12 protein-coding genes are annotated in these 17,122 nt (G+C 49.6%); 4 read left to right on the plus strand and 8 right to left on the minus strand.

Translation table 11 applies throughout. The features are described 5' to 3' along the window. Positions 1-56 precede the first annotated feature (56 nt). The gene (locus EQP46_RS13050; protein ID WP_129494168.1) at positions 57-812 is read left to right on the plus strand and encodes a glycerophosphodiester phosphodiesterase family protein; all 756 of its coding nucleotides are present in this window, start codon (positions 57-59) and stop codon (positions 810-812) included. A gap of 139 nt (positions 813-951) precedes the next feature. Further along, entirely contained in the window at positions 952-1,425 is a 474-nt protein-coding gene (locus EQP46_RS13055; protein ID WP_129494083.1) for a Dps family protein, read from the plus strand. Positions 1,426-1,540: 115 nt separating this feature from the next. Here the strand turns inward: EQP46_RS13055 and EQP46_RS13060 are convergent, their stop codons facing one another. From EQP46_RS13060 to EQP46_RS13085, 6 genes are all read right to left on the minus strand, one after another. Continuing rightward, on the minus strand, positions 1,541-2,008 hold the full coding sequence (locus EQP46_RS13060; RefSeq protein ID WP_129494084.1) for a DUF1353 domain-containing protein: 468 nt from the start codon (positions 2,006-2,008) through the stop codon (positions 1,541-1,543). Between the two features lie 275 nt (positions 2,009-2,283). Continuing rightward, complete coding sequence (copI, locus tag EQP46_RS13065; protein ID WP_129494085.1) at positions 2,284-2,847, minus strand: copper-resistant cuproprotein CopI; 564 nt, start codon at positions 2,845-2,847, stop codon at positions 2,284-2,286. Between the two features lie 69 nt (positions 2,848-2,916). After that, positions 2,917-6,036 carry an efflux RND transporter permease subunit gene (locus tag EQP46_RS13070; protein WP_129494086.1) on the minus strand — a complete coding sequence of 1,040 codons (3,120 nt, stop codon included), beginning with the start codon at positions 6,034-6,036 and terminating at the stop codon, positions 2,917-2,919. Continuing rightward, positions 6,033-7,754 carry an efflux RND transporter periplasmic adaptor subunit gene (locus EQP46_RS13075; RefSeq protein ID WP_129494087.1) on the minus strand — a complete coding sequence of 574 codons (1,722 nt, stop codon included), beginning with the start codon at positions 7,752-7,754 and terminating at the stop codon, positions 6,033-6,035. Before EQP46_RS13075 ends, EQP46_RS13070 begins: the two co-directional genes overlap by 4 nt. Positions 7,755-7,771: 17 nt before the next feature. Continuing rightward, positions 7,772-9,154, minus strand: coding sequence for a TolC family protein (locus tag EQP46_RS13080; RefSeq protein ID WP_129494088.1), 1,383 nt, complete (start codon positions 9,152-9,154; stop codon positions 7,772-7,774). A 109-nt stretch (positions 9,155-9,263) separates the two neighbouring features. After that, positions 9,264-9,683 carry a hypothetical protein gene (locus tag EQP46_RS13085; protein WP_240671725.1) on the minus strand — a complete coding sequence of 140 codons (420 nt, stop codon included), beginning with the start codon at positions 9,681-9,683 and terminating at the stop codon, positions 9,264-9,266. Between the two features lie 331 nt (positions 9,684-10,014). Between EQP46_RS13085 and EQP46_RS13090 the strand changes: the two genes are divergently transcribed. Next, entirely contained in the window at positions 10,015-11,730 is a 1,716-nt protein-coding gene (locus tag EQP46_RS13090) for an NAD-dependent malic enzyme (protein ID WP_129494089.1), read from the plus strand. A 106-nt stretch (positions 11,731-11,836) separates the two neighbouring features. On the opposite strand, the gene yccS is transcribed toward EQP46_RS13090, so the two are convergent. Next, positions 11,837-14,008: a YccS family putative transporter gene (gene yccS, locus EQP46_RS13095; protein WP_129494090.1), complete on the minus strand. Its 2,172-nt coding sequence runs from the start codon at positions 14,006-14,008 to the stop codon at positions 11,837-11,839. A 245-nt stretch (positions 14,009-14,253) separates the two neighbouring features. Here yccS and helD point away from each other — a divergent pair, with 245 nt between their 5' ends. Further along, complete coding sequence (gene helD / locus EQP46_RS13100) at positions 14,254-16,410, plus strand: DNA helicase IV (protein ID WP_129494091.1); 2,157 nt, start codon at positions 14,254-14,256, stop codon at positions 16,408-16,410. Here the strand turns inward: helD and EQP46_RS13105 are convergent. Then, positions 16,407-16,901, minus strand: a complete 495-nt coding sequence (locus EQP46_RS13105; protein ID WP_240671726.1) for a hypothetical protein — start codon at positions 16,899-16,901, stop codon at positions 16,407-16,409. The two genes, helD and EQP46_RS13105, sit on opposite strands and share 4 nt — an antisense overlap. Positions 16,902-17,122 lie beyond the last annotated feature (221 nt).

Raw genomic sequence — 17,122 nt, forward strand, 5'->3', positions numbered from 1 at the left:
TGTTCGTTTACCGTCGGCGACGCTATATTGAAGAAAATCAGTTAGAAAGTAGAAACATGAAAACCTTATTTGCACACCGAGGCATGTCCTCACTCGCGCCAGAGAACACCTTGTCAGCATTCTCACTCGTTCCTCAGTACGGACTGGATTGGATTGAATGTGACGTCGATATTCTTGCCGATGGCACCATTGTAGTAAGCCATGACGATACCTTGGACCGTTGCACTGACCGTCCAGGTAGTCTCTATGATTTAACGAAAGAAGACCTGCAAGATATCGATGCGGGCAGCTGGTTTGCTGATGAGTTTATTGGCGAGCGGCTTCCCACATTTTCTGACTTCATCACCTTGGTGAATACGCTCAAGATTAACGTTAATGTGGAGATCAAATCTTGTACCGCAGGGTGGGAGATGTCGGAAAAGCTGATTGACGGCGTACTGGCGGAATTGAAGAACCTCAACAAAACGAGCGACCTTCTTGTGTCATGTTTCAACCCGCTTGTATTGGCAGAGTTTAAACGTCGCAGTCCACAAACCAATGTGGCGTGTTTGTTCTCACGAGAAATGTTGCTAGAAGGGGATTGGCTTTCTGTGTTGCAAGCGTGCAAAGCCGACACGATCAACGTTGATGATACCGGCCTGACAAAAGAGCAAGTTATTGAGATGAAAAGCCATGGCTATGCCGTGAACGTGTATACCGTGAACCACTTAGGGCGCGCCAATCAGCTCTTTAATTGGGGCGTTGACGGCGTATTCACGGATGTTGGGCAAAATTTCCCTTCTCGATACCGACATATTAATCAAGAAAAATAGTCTAAGTCACTCTTATTGATAGGTGGTGCTTATTGAATTGATAATAAGCACCCATTATCCCTCCTGCCTTCGTTGCCGTAATCTAACCCCATAATCAAAGAGGACATTGAGCCTCAGACAAACATCAAGGGGAAAGACCATGACAACCATTAACATTGGTATTAACGAGCAAGACAGATTGGCAATTGCACAAGGGTTGAAGCATCTACTTGCGGATTCTTATACCTTGTATTTGCAAACCCACAATTTCCACTGGAACGTTACGGGTAAGCAATTCCGCGATTTGCACACCATGTTTGAAGAGCATTACAACGCACTGGCGTTAGCGGTGGATGACATTGCTGAGCGTATTCGTACCCTGGGTGTTGCGGCGCCTGGTACATACAAAGCGTTTGCTGAGTTGAGTGCGATTGAAGAAGTGGATGGTGTGCCGAGTGCAGATGACATGATTGATATTCTGACGCGCGGTCATGAGCAAGTGGTGCGCACCGCGCGTCATGTTCTCAAACTCGCCCAACAAGCGGACGATGAATCCTCAGCATCTTTGGTTTCAGACCGTATGCGAGAGCATGAGAAAACAGCGTGGATGTTAAGAGCACTGCGCGAAGTATAAGTATCGTACTGCTTGGTCGTGTCCATCAGCGCCAATAAACAAAACCGCCTACGTTAAGGGCGGTTTTGCTGCGTGTGAATTGGACAGCGATGCAATAAAATGGGTGACGTGATGATTAGCTACCTGCATTTTCAACGCGGTCAATAATGATCTGTGGAAATTGGTATCTGTCTTTATTCTCTCGATTGCGAACAAGCCGATAAAGCTTTTCTAGGTAATCCTCGTCGTCTTTATCGTTCTCCCAGAAAAAACGCCCAGCCGCTTTTACTGCTCCCCACATCAAGTTGGCGCGAAGGTTGTCCACCCCGTTATCGCGCAGTAATCGATAGAAGATGTCATCAGCGAGTTCAATCTCGACTTGATGGTTGTAGTAAAGCCAGTCATGTACCAGTGCTGGCATCATCACATCAGGATGAAAAGGGGTAAACGTTGCCTGCCATGCAGGGGCTGGAATGCTCGCGCCATCATAGCGGAAGTACTTTGGCACAACGATATCGACCCCTTCCGCAACAATTTCAAAATCCCATGTCAGTTCATATTTGTTTACGATGGCATTTGGGAATAGTTTCGGTTGTTTTAGCATGCAAAACCTCTAATTCTTATGTTTACCCAGTTTAATACTGGCCACGAACGCTCACGTTAAGACTAGTTGATGCTGTTGAGTGGTTTGAAAGTAGAGGACTTTCCTTAAAGGAATCTGTAAAACGCTGCGTTTGTATCAATTTTATTATGCAGGGGCGACATTGAGTAAGTGCATTGTCAGTGCGCCAATGGCCGTGCTTCATGGCGTGAAAAGGGCGATCAAAACTGATAGAAAGGTATGTCGGGCACGACGCCCGACATGACATGAATGAAGGTTTACAGCGTCAGGCTTTTTATCATTCCTGCCTCCGCGTGCCCAGGAATATTGCAGGCAAACTCAACGTTTTTATCGCCGTGAAAATGCCATAACAATTGTTTGGCTTTCCCGGGCTTCACCGTGACTGTGCTGCCTGAATCATGATCGTGGTGACTTGTCATGGTTTTCATCATTTCTCGGTGCGTCAATTGCTCTTCCAATGAACCGATAGAAAACTCATGGTCGATCTTGCCAACATTCATGACCACAAATTGCACCACGTCATTCGGTTCGATGGTCACGTCTTTTTTGAAATTGATGCGCATGTCATCCGATAAAATAACGTGAACGACTTTATCAGGCTTTGCGCCATCCGCAGGCATGCCAACCGCAGACATGCCTTCCATGTCCATCATGGCGGAATGGTCCATCTTGGTGTTATCCATTTTTCCATGATCCATGTCGGCGTGGCTCATTTCAGCATGGTTCATTTGGCTATGATCCATGTTTGAATGATCCATGGCGGTAGAAAACGCGCTTGTCGAAATGAATGCGAGTGATAGTGCAAGGAGTGTTTTTTTCATAATGAATGCCTTTTTGTCAGTCAATTTGAACCGCCGCATCTGCTTAACGGGCAGATGCGGCGATAGGTATTAATGAAGTTCTTTGTGTTTCCACAGTTTGAAAATCGCAGGGATCACCAACAGCGTGAGAAGCAGGGCGGACGCCATGCCCCCAATCATGGGTGCGGCGATGCGCTGCATAACTTCAGAGCCAGTGCCTTCGCCATACATGATGGGAATGAGGCCAATGATGACGGTAAGCACTGTCATCATGACGGGGCGAACACGCAACCCTGCACCTTCGCGGATAGCGTGGGTCAGATCGTCTGCGGTTAATTGACGGGATTGCTCGATGGCATCTTGTTTTATGCCATGCCACGATTGGTTCAAGTACACCATCATGATGACGCCAATTTCGACCGCAACACCGGCCAGCGCAATGAAGCCAACACCAACCGCAATGGAGAAATTGAAGTTCAGGAGATACATCAACCAAAGCCCGCCCACCATTGCCAGTGGGAGTGTCGCCATGATGATGAGCATTTCACCCACGCGGCGGAAACTCATGTAGAGCAACAGCATGATGATGGACAGGGTGATGGGTACAACCACGCTCAAGCGCGCTTTTGCACGCTCCATGTATTCATACTGCCCTGACCATGCCAGCGAATAACCGGCAGGTAGTGCCAACTGCTCGGCAACAATCTGCTGTGCTTCCGTGACGTAAGAACCCAAATCGCGTTGATCGATATCGACGAACACCCAGCCGTTTGGCCGTGCGTTCTCTGTTTTGATCATGGGCGGACCATCTTCATAACGAATGTCAGCAACGTCAGCCAACGCAATGCGCGCGCCATTCGGCGTTACTAATGGCAGCTCTTGAAGCTTGACGACGGAATCACGGTAATCTTGCGGGTAACGCACATTGATGGGGTAGCGTTCTAACCCTTCAATGGTTTCACCCACGTTCATTCCGCCTACGGCAGTGGAAATCACTTGTTGAACATCTTTAATGCTTAAACCGTAACGGGCTGCTGCACGACGTTCGATGTCGATGGTGACGTAGCGTCCTCCCGCCACACGTTCGGCATAGACAGACGCCGTTCCCGGAATCGTGTTCAAGATGGGTTCGAGCTGTGCGCCGATAGATTCAATCACGGCCAGTTCTGGGCCTGCGATTTTGATGCCGATAGGCGTTTTAATGCCCGTTGCCAGCATGTCGATACGCGTTTTAATCGGCATCACCCAGGCATTAGTCAGGCCGGGGAACTGAATCAGACTGTCGAATTCTTTTCGGAGCGATTCTGTCGTGACGCCTTCTCGCCACTCAGTGCGTGGTTTCAACTGAATCACAGTTTCAATCATGGTGAGCGGAGCGGGATCGGTAGCAGTTTCTGCGCGTCCGATTTTGCCCCACACGGTATGCACTTCAGGCACGGTTTTAATCAGCTTGTTGGTTTGCTGTAACAACTCGCGCGCTTTACCAATGGAAATGCCAGGGTAGGTGGTTGGCATATACATCAGATCGCCTTCATCCAACGGCGGGATAAACTCACTCCCCAATTTGCTGGTGGGGTAATACGCCGACACCAGCAAGGATAAGGCAACCACAAGCATGGTTTTCGGGAAACGAAGGCTGAGGTTGAGTGCTGGTCGATAAAGTGCCACTAGGCCTCGGTTGACCGGGTTTTTATGTTCGGGCAACACCTTATCGCGAATGAAGTACCCCATGAGGACGGGAACCAGTGTGATGGCAAGGCCAGCAGAAGCTGCCATCGAGAAGGTTTTCGTGAAAGCAAGCGGCGAGAACATTTTGCCTTCTTGCCCTTCCAGCGCGAACACAGGCACAAAGCTCAACGTAATAATGATGAGCGAGAAGAAAAGCGGCGCGCCGACTTCTTCTGCGGCTTTGCTGATCACCTGCCAGCGGTTTTTGTCGGTCAATGGCGTGCGTTCAATGTGTTTGTGCACGTTTTCGATCATCACAATCGCACCGTCCACCATGGCACCAATGGCGATCGCAATGCCGCCAAGTGACATGATGTTGGCGTTGATGCCTTGCCAATGCATCACGATAAACGCAGATAAAATACCTATCGGTAAGCTGATCGCGATGATCAGGGATGAGCGAATGTGGAAAAGAAAGAGCGCGCAGACTAACGCAACAACGATGAACTCTTCCGCCAATTTCTTCCAAAGGTTCTCAACGGCGTCATCAATCAGGGTTGAGCGATCGTAGGTGGCCACGATTTCGACACCTTCAGGCAAACCGCGTTGCAGTTCCGCGAGCTTCTCTTTGACGTTGGCGATGACATCACTGGCGTTTTCACCAAAGCGCATGACGATCACGCCACCTGTGGCTTCACCTTCACCATTAAATTCAGAAATGCCACGACGCATCTGCGGGCCAATGTTGATGTCCGCAATGTCGCCTAACAGCAGGGGCGTGCCTTTCTCTGTCACCTTGAGTGGAATGGATTGAATGTCTTCTACGTTCGTCAGGTAACCCGTGGTGCGAACCATGTGCTCGGCTTCTGCAATTTCAATCACCGATGCTCCGGTTTCTTGGTTGCCGTTTTGAATCGCCATGTTCACTTGTTGCAGTGTCAGGTTGTAGGCGCGCAGTTTTGCAGGATCGATCTGCACTTGGTACTGCTTCACCATGCCGCCAACCGTTGCGACTTCTGATATGCCCTCAACCGTTTGAAGTTCGTACTTTAAAAACCAATCTTGTAGGCTGCGCAGTTCTGCCAGATCGTGCTGTCCGGTTTTGTCCTGCAAGATGTAGCTGTATATCCAACCCACGCCCGTCGCGTCGGGGCCCAGTGTGGGTTTTGCACTGGGTGGAAGTTTTGGCGCGACTTGACTTAAATACTCCAAAACGCGCGAACGTGCCCAGTACATGTCGGTATCATCATTGAATATGATGTAAACGTAAGAATCGCCAAAGAAGGAATAACCCCGCACGGTTTCTGCGCCGGGCACGGCGAGCATTGCCGTCGTCAAGGGATAAGTCACTTGGTCTTCGACAACTTGTGGCGCTTGCCCCGGGTAGGTGGTTTTGATGATGACTTGCACATCCGACAGATCGGGCAGGGCATCAACCGGCGTATTTTTTACGCTGTATAAGCCGCCAAGGGTAAGAAACACCGTCGCGACCAACACGAGAAAACGGTTGGCAATCGACCAGCGAATAATGGCAGCAATCATTGTTTGCCTCCTGCCATTTCAAGCGCTTTGAGCGTATACGCAGAGCCGTCCTTAACCACTAAAAACCGAACAGTTTGCCCTTCAGCAAAACCCGACAGATTCACGCTTTCATCGGCAGAAAAATTCATTTCTCCCGCGTCCCATTGCCATTCACTCACAGCATCATGACGCAGCGTGATCATGCCGAAATCGGCCATCAACATGGAAATGTCGCCAGTGACCCACACTTGGTTCGCGTTAGATGACTCGCTCAACGTGAAATCGACGATTTCATATTGGCCTGATGGGGCTTTCTTCATTTCAAAGTCGATACGCTGACCTGCCTTGGCATCGGGCATGTCCATGCCGTCTGCGAGGGTGAAGTTCATTACCATACCCGGCCAATTCCACTCAGGAACAGGCTCATGATTAATGGTGAACATGCGGTGGCCTGACATTACATCGGTGATTTCACCTTTCGCCCACATGGTCTCTGGCACGCTGTCTTGCGGGTTTTCTTTTACAGCATTGATGCGTGACAGGTCGGCGGTTTGGCTCGATTCTGAATCCAGCATAAAGTGTGCGGATGTCACCACGCGGTGTTGCTCTGTTAATCCGTCCAGCACTTCAATGCGGCTTCCCGCTTCTCGGCCAATTTCAATGCGAGCTGAACGGTATTTCCCTTCGCCTTCAGCAAGCACAACCCGTGTAATGCCACCTGAACGGATCACTGCGCTGTTTGGCACGGTTAACACTGCTTCATCCGTAACAGGTTGAAGCGCAATATTGGCGAACATGTTGGGTTTAAGTTCGCCATTGGGGTTGTCGAACTTTAAACGTACGCGCAAGGTGCGGGTTTTTGGATCAAGAATGGGGTAGACGTAATCGATATTACCTTTCCATGCTTTTCCGGGGATCGCATCAAGCGTCATGGTGGCGAGGCTGCCTGCTTTCATCCAGTGTGCTTGACGTTCGAAGACCTCTGCATCCACCCACACTTCATCGAGTGGCCCCGCACTTATCACCGCTTGTGCTGGCGACAAATAGCCACCTTCACGAATGTTCAAGCTCGCAATGATGCCGTCTGCCACGGCCTTGATATCGACGGTCTGCGAGGCTTTTCCTCGTTTGACGATAGATTGGATTTGTTCGCGGTCTACACCCATCGAGACCAAGCGTTCAGTCGCCCCTTTGACCAAGCCTTTTCGGCTCGTTCGGTAGGCGTTGAGCAACTCTTCTTGGGCTTTTACCAATTCAGGGGAGTAAAGGGTAAACAGCACATCGCCTTTCGTGACTTTCTCACCAACTGCGTTGATATAGAGCTTTTCCACCCAGCCTGCGATGCGCACATTGGTTTGCCAAAGTTTGCTTTCATCAAACGCGATATAGCCAACGGTTTCGATACGCGGCGCAAGCTTGGCGAGTGAAACACCTTCGGTTTTCACACCAAGGTTGTTTTCAACTGATGGGTTGATTTTAACCGTGCCTGCTTGGTCATTTTTTCCCGCAAGGTCATCTTCATAAACCGGGACTAAATCCATGCCCATTGGCGATAGGCCGGGTTTGTCTCGCTGATAGTTTGGATCCATCGGGGCGACCCAATACAAGGGTTCTTTCTCACCGCTTGATGACGCCTCGGCCATGTTTGGCATGGAGTGGCCAGACAGCAGATGGTTTGCACCAAACCCAATGGCACCGCCAATGAGCAACGCGAGAGTGGCTATTTGCATTGTTTTCATTATTTATCCTGCCTTGCTTACTGCTGATGACGTGGTGTTGGGTGGGAAATGTCAGGCTGAACCGCATCGAATTCGAAACCGCCTAATAACGCAGCAAGGTTGCTGTTCACCAGGTTCAAATCGGTAATCAATCGCTGTTGTTCTAGTTCAAGCGCTAGCTCATCCGCGGCGGCCGTGATGACGTCATTGAATTGCGACGTGTTGTTTTGGTAGCCACGTTCGACGGCATTGGTGCGCGCGCGAGCTTGAGAGAGCAGGGTGGATTGATAGCGATTGAGTCGCTGTTCAAGGTTGCTTCTGTCAACCAGCAGTGCATTCACTTTTGCGTTCATTTGCGCAAGAAGCAGGTCTTTTTGAGACTTGGCTGCGCCGACTTGGTATTGCGCGGCGGCGTAAGTGCGATCTTGTTTGTTTTCGGTAAACAGGGGAATGTCTAAGGTGACATAGGCGCTAACAAGATCAGACGCCGGTTGGCCGTTCATGCCATTCGCTTGGCGATGGACATACATCACTTCTACGCCGAATTGGGGGCTATAAGCTTGCTCCGCAATATTGACCTGCGTTTTGTTCACTGCGATGGCCGCATCTGCCATTTTGACCATGGGGTGCTGCGCCAGTAATGCGTAATGTGCGGTGTCGTCACTGTGTTGGATACGCGAGTTTAACGCACGCCAATTCAGCGAATTGGTGGCAATCAGGTCTTGTTCATGTTGAAGCCAGCTTGCTCCCAACCATTCAGAAAGCTGGGAAACAATGCGTCGCTGAACTTGGGCGTTGGCGTGAATTTTTTCGTCCAACTTGCTCACTTGAAGCTGAGCATTCAGCAAATCCTGCGCTTCACTCTTTCCGATGGCGTAATTGGTTTGGATGAAGTTCGCCAATTCACGCACTAAATGCTGGTTTTCACGCAGGATCGTTTCTGCCTGTTGTTGATACCCCAACTCAAGCCAAAGTTGCGTCATGTTGTTGGCGATATCGAGTTCACGAGATGCAACTTGAAGCGCAATACCATCGGCTTGTTGATTGGCTTTTGTCGCTTGCAGAGAAAGGGTTGAACCACGTTCGAACTGTTGCATCAGCCCAACCGAAATGTTGGTCATTGGGTCTTCATCGAACTGAAAACTGTCGACAGGCAAGCCGCCGAAGCCGACCTTGATTTTAGGGTCCATCAAGGTTGCGCTTGCAACGCCTGCTTCGCGCACGGCTTGCGATTGGGCGTAATAGGTTTGACGACTTTTATCGCCTGACAGTGCTTGTTCGATAAGATTTTCGAGCACCGTTTTCGTGCCTGAAACGTCTTCTTTGAGGGTGTGCGTAGTTTCACCGGCCGCAAATGCAGGCAATGATGACCACGCCGCGGCACAGATCGACAGTGCCAATACGCTTGGTTTGATTTTCACAACTAAATCCATTCTGTATGCGTCAAAGCCAACGCTAGACGCAGAAAAATCCTCTGCTAGAGACACGCCAATACGCGCGCAGAAAGCAGATAAGAAAACAGAGAGAGATTTAAGCTATTGGGGGTCTATACAGGGAACGCGGAAAAGTCATCAACGCATGGTTTGATTCTGTAGGGATCAGCGCCAACGCCGTGCGATGTAAAACGGCTTGATGGTCAGAGGCGAGAAACGCAAACACGCTGACGCAGACAAGCGTGCAGCAGTTGGTTTCCATGTCATCCATCGAGCCACAATGTGGGGATTCGGTGTTCGACGCTTTCGGAACGTCGGTGTGATGTGCATGTGGGTTCGACGAGGTGTCCATCGTTGAACAATCCGGCACATCGGATGAAGCCGTGCGAGATGTCACTTGCTCCGTTGACATCATATCCATCGCCATCATTGTTGATCCTGACGCAACACCAGACATCAGCATGACGAGCAAGCTGATGATAGATATCCAGTATGTGCGGAAGGACGAAAAGCGCATGTGATGATGTCAACAAAGCCAATATTGATATAAGTGTAAACGTTCCAGTAGGAGTAAGGTCAATGCGATTTCGATAAAATGGCGATTATTGAGTAATGTGTGAATAACATTTGAGCGGTGTGTGTTTGATTTATTACTCATTACCGGTTGGGTTTGGGGGAATAATTCACCGATGAAATGTGTTTGCGCTTTCTTGGTTTAATGCAACCAAGTTAGAGCCAACTAACTAAAATTAAACGATTTTCCAATTCAATCACACTTCACATTTTCTTTCTCAATACAGGCATAACATCGTATCGGTTTGTTTATTAATGGATAAATGGAGCGACTGATGACTATAGGTAAATATCTGCGTTGGAAAGATGAGCAAGGCAATGTGTTTCGACCTGTTTCTCTTATTGGTACGGAATTGCTGAATGACCGCACTTTGAACAAGAGCACGGCATTTACCTATGAAGAGCGCGAAGCCTTTCAGTTGAATGGTCTGCTCCCTCCGCGTGTTCAGACGTTTGAAGATCAGTTGAATCGTGTGTATGACGGGTTTAGAAGCGCCTCAACCGACATTGAGAAATACCTTTTCTTGCGTTCACTGCAAGACAGAAACGAAACCCTTTTCTATGCGTTGCTTTCTCGCCACGTTGAGGAAATGACCCCCATCATTTACACGCCAACCGTGGGTAAAGCGTGCCAAGAATTTAGCCACCGCTATCAAAAAGCCCGCGGTTTATACGTGACGGCTGACAACGTGAATCAAATGGGCGAAATGGCACGCCAGTTTGCAGGCAAAGACATCAAAATCATCGTGGTGACAGACAGCCAAGGCATTCTTGGTATTGGCGACCAAGGTGTGGGCGGTATGGGCATTCCGATTGGTAAGCTTTCCCTTTATACGCTCGGTGCGGGTATTCACCCAGCACACTGTTTGCCGATTGCATTGGATGTGGGCACAGACAACCAAGATTTGCTCAACGACCCTATGTATCTCGGTGTGCCACGTCGTCGTATGCGCGGCGACGAATACAAACGCTTCATCAAGCGCTTTGTAAAACAAGTAACGCGCCATTTCCCGAAAGCCGTGCTGCAATGGGAAGATTTCAGTAAATCGAACGCGTTCGATAATTTGAGTGATTACGAAGATGTGTTGCCTTCGTTCAACGATGATATTCAAGGCACGGGCTCTGTCGTACTCGCCGGTATTCTTGGTGCATGCAAAATCAAACAAGAAACTTTGATTGACCAAACGTACGTGGTTTACGGCGCGGGGGCAGGTGGCGTCGGCGTCGCCGACCAAATCTATGCGGGCTTGTTGAAAGAAGGCTGTGCACACCAAAACGCGAGAGACAAAATCTTTATCCTCGATTCTCAAGGCTTGGTGTTTGATGACCGAGAAGGGTTAGACGAATACAAAAAACGCTACGCAAAACCTCGCCATATTGCGGAAGGCTGGGTAACGGAATCAACGGAAAAAGTGTCGCTGACAGAGCTCATCAATAACCATCCTGTGACTGTGCTTCTTGGCACGAGTGGCATTGGCGGTGCATTCAAAGCGGAACATGTTCAGAAGATGATGGAATACACGTCGCGTCCGATGATTTTCCCATTGTCGAACCCGACGGCCAATTGCGAGGCTTTACCTGAAGACATTTACCAATGGAGTGATGGTTGCGCGATTGTCGCAACAGGCAGTCCGTTTGCGAACGTGAGCTATCAAGGGCGCGAATTCCGCATCGGGCAAGGGAACAACGTGTTCATCTTCCCGGGGGTAGGCCTAGCGTCTATTGTTTCACAAGCAGAGAAAGTCACCTTGGACATGTTCACCATGGCGTCTTATGCCTTGGCTGACTGTGTGTCTGAAGAGGATTTGGCGGAAGGCTGTGTGTATCCGCGTATTCGCGATTTGAAAGACGTGTCGCTGGTGGTGGCGAAAGTGATTTTGGAACACATTCAGGCGACCAACCCAAATAGCTGTTTACGCGGCAAAGACATTGAGCAAGAACTTGCGCTGCATATGTGGGAGCCCGTTTACTTACCGTATCGCAGGGTTTAGCGAGGAGAGGTGTTGATTTTTACGCCCTAAATCACTGAAAAGTAAAAAGCGACTGATTCCCGCCAAAGCATGAGGTGGGAATCAGTCGCAAACGTTTTTCTTGTCTTTACGCTTTCGAATGCTGCAGCGCTTTCTCCGCCAGCTTGTCTGTCAGCATACGCATCTCAGGCAAAATACGATGGATAAGGTGGAGCTGCTGCAACACCATACGCGCTGAACTGCTTTCTTCCTCGCGCCATTTACCTAAATGCTTGCCAAGCTCATCGTCATAGCAAGACTGTACGTCACTTTCTTTAGAAAGCTTTGCCACCAAACAATCCAGTTCTTTGTGTATACCTCTGTGCGCTTTCGACACCAGTTCATGAATGCTGTCATCATCCATTTGCATGCGGTGTGCACCAAGCGCCGAGATGTAACTCAACATCGCGTGGTTCAAACACAGGAAGCGGAAACTCTCGTCCGTTGCGGCTTGATATCTACCAGGTTCAGCCAACATGTTACTGATGGCCGTCGTGAGTTGCGCATCGTTATTGTGCGCTTCACGGCGCGCGACGCGATACGCCATGGTGTCGCGTTTTCCGATGCGGTACTGACCGATGATTTGCGCGAGATAATCGCGGTTCGCGGCCACGGCATCTTGCATGATCCCGCGTAGGCGGTGAGCTTGCCAATCCGGCAACACAAAACGTACAGCGAGAACCGACAGCAAACAGCCAATTAAAGTATCGCCTAAACGCGGCAACATGACGGCATACCCTTCACCCAATTGGTTGAAACACATGAGCACCAACAAGGTGATGAAGGTGGTTGCGGCGGCATAGTGGGTGGTTCGAAAGGCGAAGAACAACACGCCAAACAATACCATTAACACCAACTGCCCCGTCGGATCGGGGAAAAGCGTCAGCAGAGGCAGACCAATCAGCAAGCCGATCAAGGTACCAGAAACACGTTCTGTCAGTTTGCTGCGCGTTGCGGAGTAATTGGCTTGGCAGACAAACAAGATGGTGAGCAAAATCCAATAGCCGCGTGTTAGGTCAAGCGCTTGAATGATGCCGTAACCGACAGCCAACGAGAGGCTGAGACGCACAGCATGGCGGAACAACAGCGATTTCGGCGTCATCTGCGCCCAAATGCGCGAGATCTTGTCACGCAAGCTGTGTGCGTCTGGGTCGGCAATCTCTTTGTCTTCGTCAGTTTGTGTGGCATCTGGGTTGCTGATGTTCGCTAATTGGCGCTCAACCGTCGCGAGGTTACGGAACAGGTAATCAAGCTGGCTTAACAGCGCATTCCATTCTGGGTTGTTCTGTTCTTTCACATAGATCAGCGATTCGTTTAGCTCATCCAATGCTTTGATGCTCTCTTCCCCATGACGATAAGGGCGAGAAAGGGTTAAGCAATGGGACACTTCCAAACAGGCTTTGGCTTGAAGGCGCAGTAAGCGCTGCAGGCGGAAAAGGATATCGCTGTGGAAGAACACGGTCGCGAGATCTTGATAGCGATAGTGCGATGAGTTTGCGCGTTCGTGAATGTCTTGCGCCAGAATATAAATCTTCAATAGCTGACGACTGCTGTCGTTCAAGCGCCCGCGTCGAACACGGTTCAGCAACGAGGTCTTTGCCGCATTGAGTGCGTTCACCACATGGCGGTTCTGGTCGGCATCGGTTAAGCGTAACGTTTGAGGATTCACATCTCGACCTGGGTGAAACATGTCAGATTTCTGGTCGAGGTATTTCCCAAGGGTTTTGAACAAGGCTGCGAGGCTTTGTTGTACTGGTTGCATCGGCCATAGCATGAGCCACACCAGCGAAATCACGCCATACCAAGCTGCCCCAGCCAACAACATGGCAGGTTGGAACCACAAGTTCACGGATTCGTGCGCACCAAGCATGGTGTAAACCGCCGTGAGCAAGGAAGCAAAGGCGATGCTGGCGTAACGCGGACCTATCGCCCCAAGCATGGTAAATCCAAACGTGGACGAGATTAAGCCAATCGTGAACAACAAGGGATAATCGAAGAGAAGTTCAATCGAGAACGTTGCGATGGCAAAACACACCAGCGTGGTGATCAGCGCGGAGAATCGGCCTGCAAGGTTATCGTCCGTTTCAGCCAGTGCAGAAGCGATGATACCCAGCACCAGAGGCGTAATGGCTTCAGTTGCGCCAAACCACCAACATGGCAGTGCAACGCCAACAAGCGCAATGAACACTCGCACACTGTAATTGATGCGACTGTTTGCCCAGTATTCTCGAAGAGTTAAAGAGGATCGTTTAGAAATCATACGAACAGAGATAGGCCTCGAATTCAGGTAAGATAACAGATTAGGAAGTGCATCCAAGTGGTGAGATCAAAAAGGGCCGGCATTTTCAGTCCCATTCCTGCACATCGCGCGCTTTTGCTGACAATTCATACAAGTATCGTTGTGTCAGTGGGTTTTCTGTAAAGGATATCGATGAGTTGGTGCCCATTCCTTGGTATTCTGAGTCACTATAGAAAACAACGAAATAAAGCGATAGACGCACTCTGATGAAATTATCCGCAAGCCGATTGGCGCAATGGTTTGTGCAAGGCGATCACTACAGCATCCGTTTGGATGAATCCCGCCTTGTGTTCGAATCTAAACACATCACTGAAACCGTGCCTTTTTCTATTTGGGATGGTCAGTGCCGCATTTCCCGTGGCTTATGGTGGGGGAAATTGACGGTGATTGTGTCGCCGGCGGATCGTCCTGCGCAAACCCTCACTGTGTATGGATTGCCATGGCGTGAACTGCAAGCGTTCGCAGAGCAACTTACCGGAGAATACCAAGTCTGGTTGGCGGGCCAGCAGAAGCGCTTTATGTTAGTGGAGCACGAGTTATTTGCGCTTCGCGATATCTTGGCCGATCACCATGGGTTTCTACGTGATGCTGATTTAACCGCATGGCGCGAAAAGGCTGACGCAGTGTTTGAAGCCCATACCTTGCACCCTCAAGTGTTTTCCATTGCCAATCCAGCGCTTTATCAAGCGGTGTATGGTTGGATTCAAAATGGCGATGCCATGCGCGAGGCAAGAAACCAGCGCTGGCAAGATAACGAGCGCGAACGTTGGTCTGCTTGGTTTGATGAGGCAGAGTCTTCCCCTTTGAATGCATCGCAGCGCGACGCTGTGTTAATGGATGATAACCATAACTTATTACTCGCCGGGGCAGGTTCAGGCAAAACCAGCGTGTTGATGGCGCGAACGCGTTACCTTGTCACGGGTGAGCAGACCACACCTGAGCGCATTTTGATGTTGGCGTTCGGTAAGAAAGCCAGCGAGGAGATGAAGGCGCGATTGCAAGCACACCAACTGAACGCGGTAAATGTTTCAACCTTCCACAGCTTTGCCACGAAAATCATCAAAGATGCGACAGGGCAAGCCCCCGTGATGGCAGATATTGCAACAGATGAAGAGAGCAAGTTGAGTTGGATGACCGTTTGGCTGGCGAAAAACTTGGCCAACCCAACGGTAGAGAAACGCTGGCAGAAACACTTAACGCAATGGAAAGTGTCGGGTTTGAGCGCAGACCGTCCTCTGGTTGAACAAGCCCATGAACCTAAACTGCACAAATGGTTGTGGCGACAGTTAGATTTGCTTCAGCAACAAACTTTGTCCCAAACGGCGATAAAACAACGTATTCAAGCATTGTTACCTGACACCTCAGAAAACGATGACGAATCGATGCTGACGCCGGAAGATGCAAAGAAAAAAGACATTGTCACCAAAGCCATGAGTGAATTGGCGTTGGTATGGCCTTTAGTACGGGATTATCGCCAACACCTGTCGCAGAGCAAGACGCTCGATTTCAACGGGTTGATCATCGAAGCCACAAAAATCCTTTCCAAGAAGAATGCCACGCTCGCGTCGCACTATGACCACGTGATGGTGGATGAATATCAGGATATTTCGCCATCGCGCTTGGCACTGCTTGAAGCCGTATGCGGTGGCAAACGTGACCGTGCGCCATCACTGTTTGCGGTGGGGGATGATTGGCAAGCGATATACCGCTTTGCAGGTTCAGACGTGAGTTTAACCACGGATTTCCTCACCCGTTTTCCGAAAGGCAACATTCGCTACCTGGATACCACTTATCGTTTTAACGCCATGTTGGGTGATGTTGCGAACCGTTTTATTCAAGTGAACCCATCCCAGCTTTCAAAACCGCTGAATAGTCATCGACAGCAGAAGAAAAAAGCCGTCACCTTGCTTCCCACGGAGAGCATCGCTGCAACCTTAGAAAAACTCGCGTCTTCTCAAGGCGACAAATCGGCAAGCGTGCTTATCATTGGACGCAACAATGCCAATAAGCCTGCGGATTTAAGTCAGTGGCAATCATCCTATTCCTCGTTAGATATTCATTATGTTACTGCCCATGCCAGTAAGGGGTTAGAAGCGGATTACACCTTCATCGTGGATATGAATGAAAACGTCTTCCCAGCGAGATCTTATGCGGAGGGCTTGGAAGGGGCATTGCTGCACATGGAAGAAGGGGTAGAGCATGCGGAAGAGCGCCGATTGTTCTATGTCGCGCTGACCCGTGCCAAACACCAATGTTGGGTGTGCTGCGAGCCTGATTCAGCTTCTGTGTTCGTGAAAGAGTTGTGGCAAGGTGATTACCCTGTGGCGTCATCCATTGCGAAAAAACAGCTTATAGCGAGCTAACTGTTGGCGTTGTTTGCTTGAACACCGCAGCGCAACATGGTGGATTCTTGCGCGCCATCAGTGACCATAAGATGGAATAGAAAGGCTAAGGAATCATCGACGATTTTTTGTTTAGGGTGATTGAGGGCATTGCCCATGAGGCTGCCAAATGTCTTGAAGGAATGCACAGAGCTTTGCCCTGATACCGCAACGCCCAGTGTGGCGCAAATGGCTAAATTGTCGATGATTGAAGAGCGCATGGTTTCTTCGTCATCGTCAATCACAGCGAGGAGAGCAAAGGTATCTTTGTTGTTAACCCAAATCTCTCCGTTATCGATCACCAGTTTTTCTCCCTTCTGCATAGGCTGCCATTCGTTTTGGTAGCCGAGCATTTCTAAGTTTGCCTTGGTTTCATTCGTGTTTGGGTAGCGCTGTGCATGGACAGAGCCTCCCCAAAATAGGGTAAGTGAGACAACGAGAGAGAGCAGAGAAAGCTTCCTGATTCGATTCAATAGGAGGTACGCCTGATTGAGTTGCATATGATTAAGTGTAGTCATTGATGCTTATGTCGGGAATGGCGAACAGGGTGTTGCATGAAATGTTAAGAAGAAAAATAAGCGCTCCTTGCATGCCTGAAATGTATGAAAAGTGAATCAAGCGCACAAATTTCGATAAAGAGAATGCTGTGCGGTTTTGCGTGAAAGATCTTATTTTAAAAGGCGATTTCACATCA

Origin of the sequence: Enterovibrio baiacu (genome assembly GCF_004120195.1) — a bacterium.
Lineage (GTDB): Bacteria > Pseudomonadota > Gammaproteobacteria > Enterobacterales > Vibrionaceae > Enterovibrio > Enterovibrio baiacui.

What these genes read in the sequence shown, in the direction of transcription:
- EQP46_RS13050 (WP_129494168.1), top strand. Translation starts at nt 57, where the DNA reads ATGAAAACCTTATTTGCACACCGAGGCATGTCCTCACTCGCGCCAGAG.
- EQP46_RS13055 (WP_129494083.1), top strand. Translation starts at nt 952, where the DNA reads ATGACAACCATTAACATTGGTATTAACGAGCAAGACAGATTGGCAATT.
- EQP46_RS13060 (WP_129494084.1), bottom strand. Translation starts at nt 2,008, where the DNA reads ATGCTAAAACAACCGAAACTATTCCCAAATGCCATCGTAAACAAATAT.
- copI (WP_129494085.1), bottom strand. Translation starts at nt 2,847, where the DNA reads ATGAAAAAAACACTCCTTGCACTATCACTCGCATTCATTTCGACAAGC.
- EQP46_RS13070 (WP_129494086.1), bottom strand. Translation starts at nt 6,036, where the DNA reads ATGATTGCTGCCATTATTCGCTGGTCGATTGCCAACCGTTTTCTCGTG.
- EQP46_RS13075 (WP_129494087.1), bottom strand. Translation starts at nt 7,754, where the DNA reads ATGAAAACAATGCAAATAGCCACTCTCGCGTTGCTCATTGGCGGTGCC.
- EQP46_RS13085 (WP_240671725.1), bottom strand. Translation starts at nt 9,683, where the DNA reads ATGCGCTTTTCGTCCTTCCGCACATACTGGATATCTATCATCAGCTTG.
- EQP46_RS13090 (WP_129494089.1), top strand. Translation starts at nt 10,015, where the DNA reads ATGACTATAGGTAAATATCTGCGTTGGAAAGATGAGCAAGGCAATGTG.
- yccS (WP_129494090.1), bottom strand. Translation starts at nt 14,008, where the DNA reads ATGATTTCTAAACGATCCTCTTTAACTCTTCGAGAATACTGGGCAAAC.
- helD (WP_129494091.1), top strand. Translation starts at nt 14,254, where the DNA reads ATGAAATTATCCGCAAGCCGATTGGCGCAATGGTTTGTGCAAGGCGAT.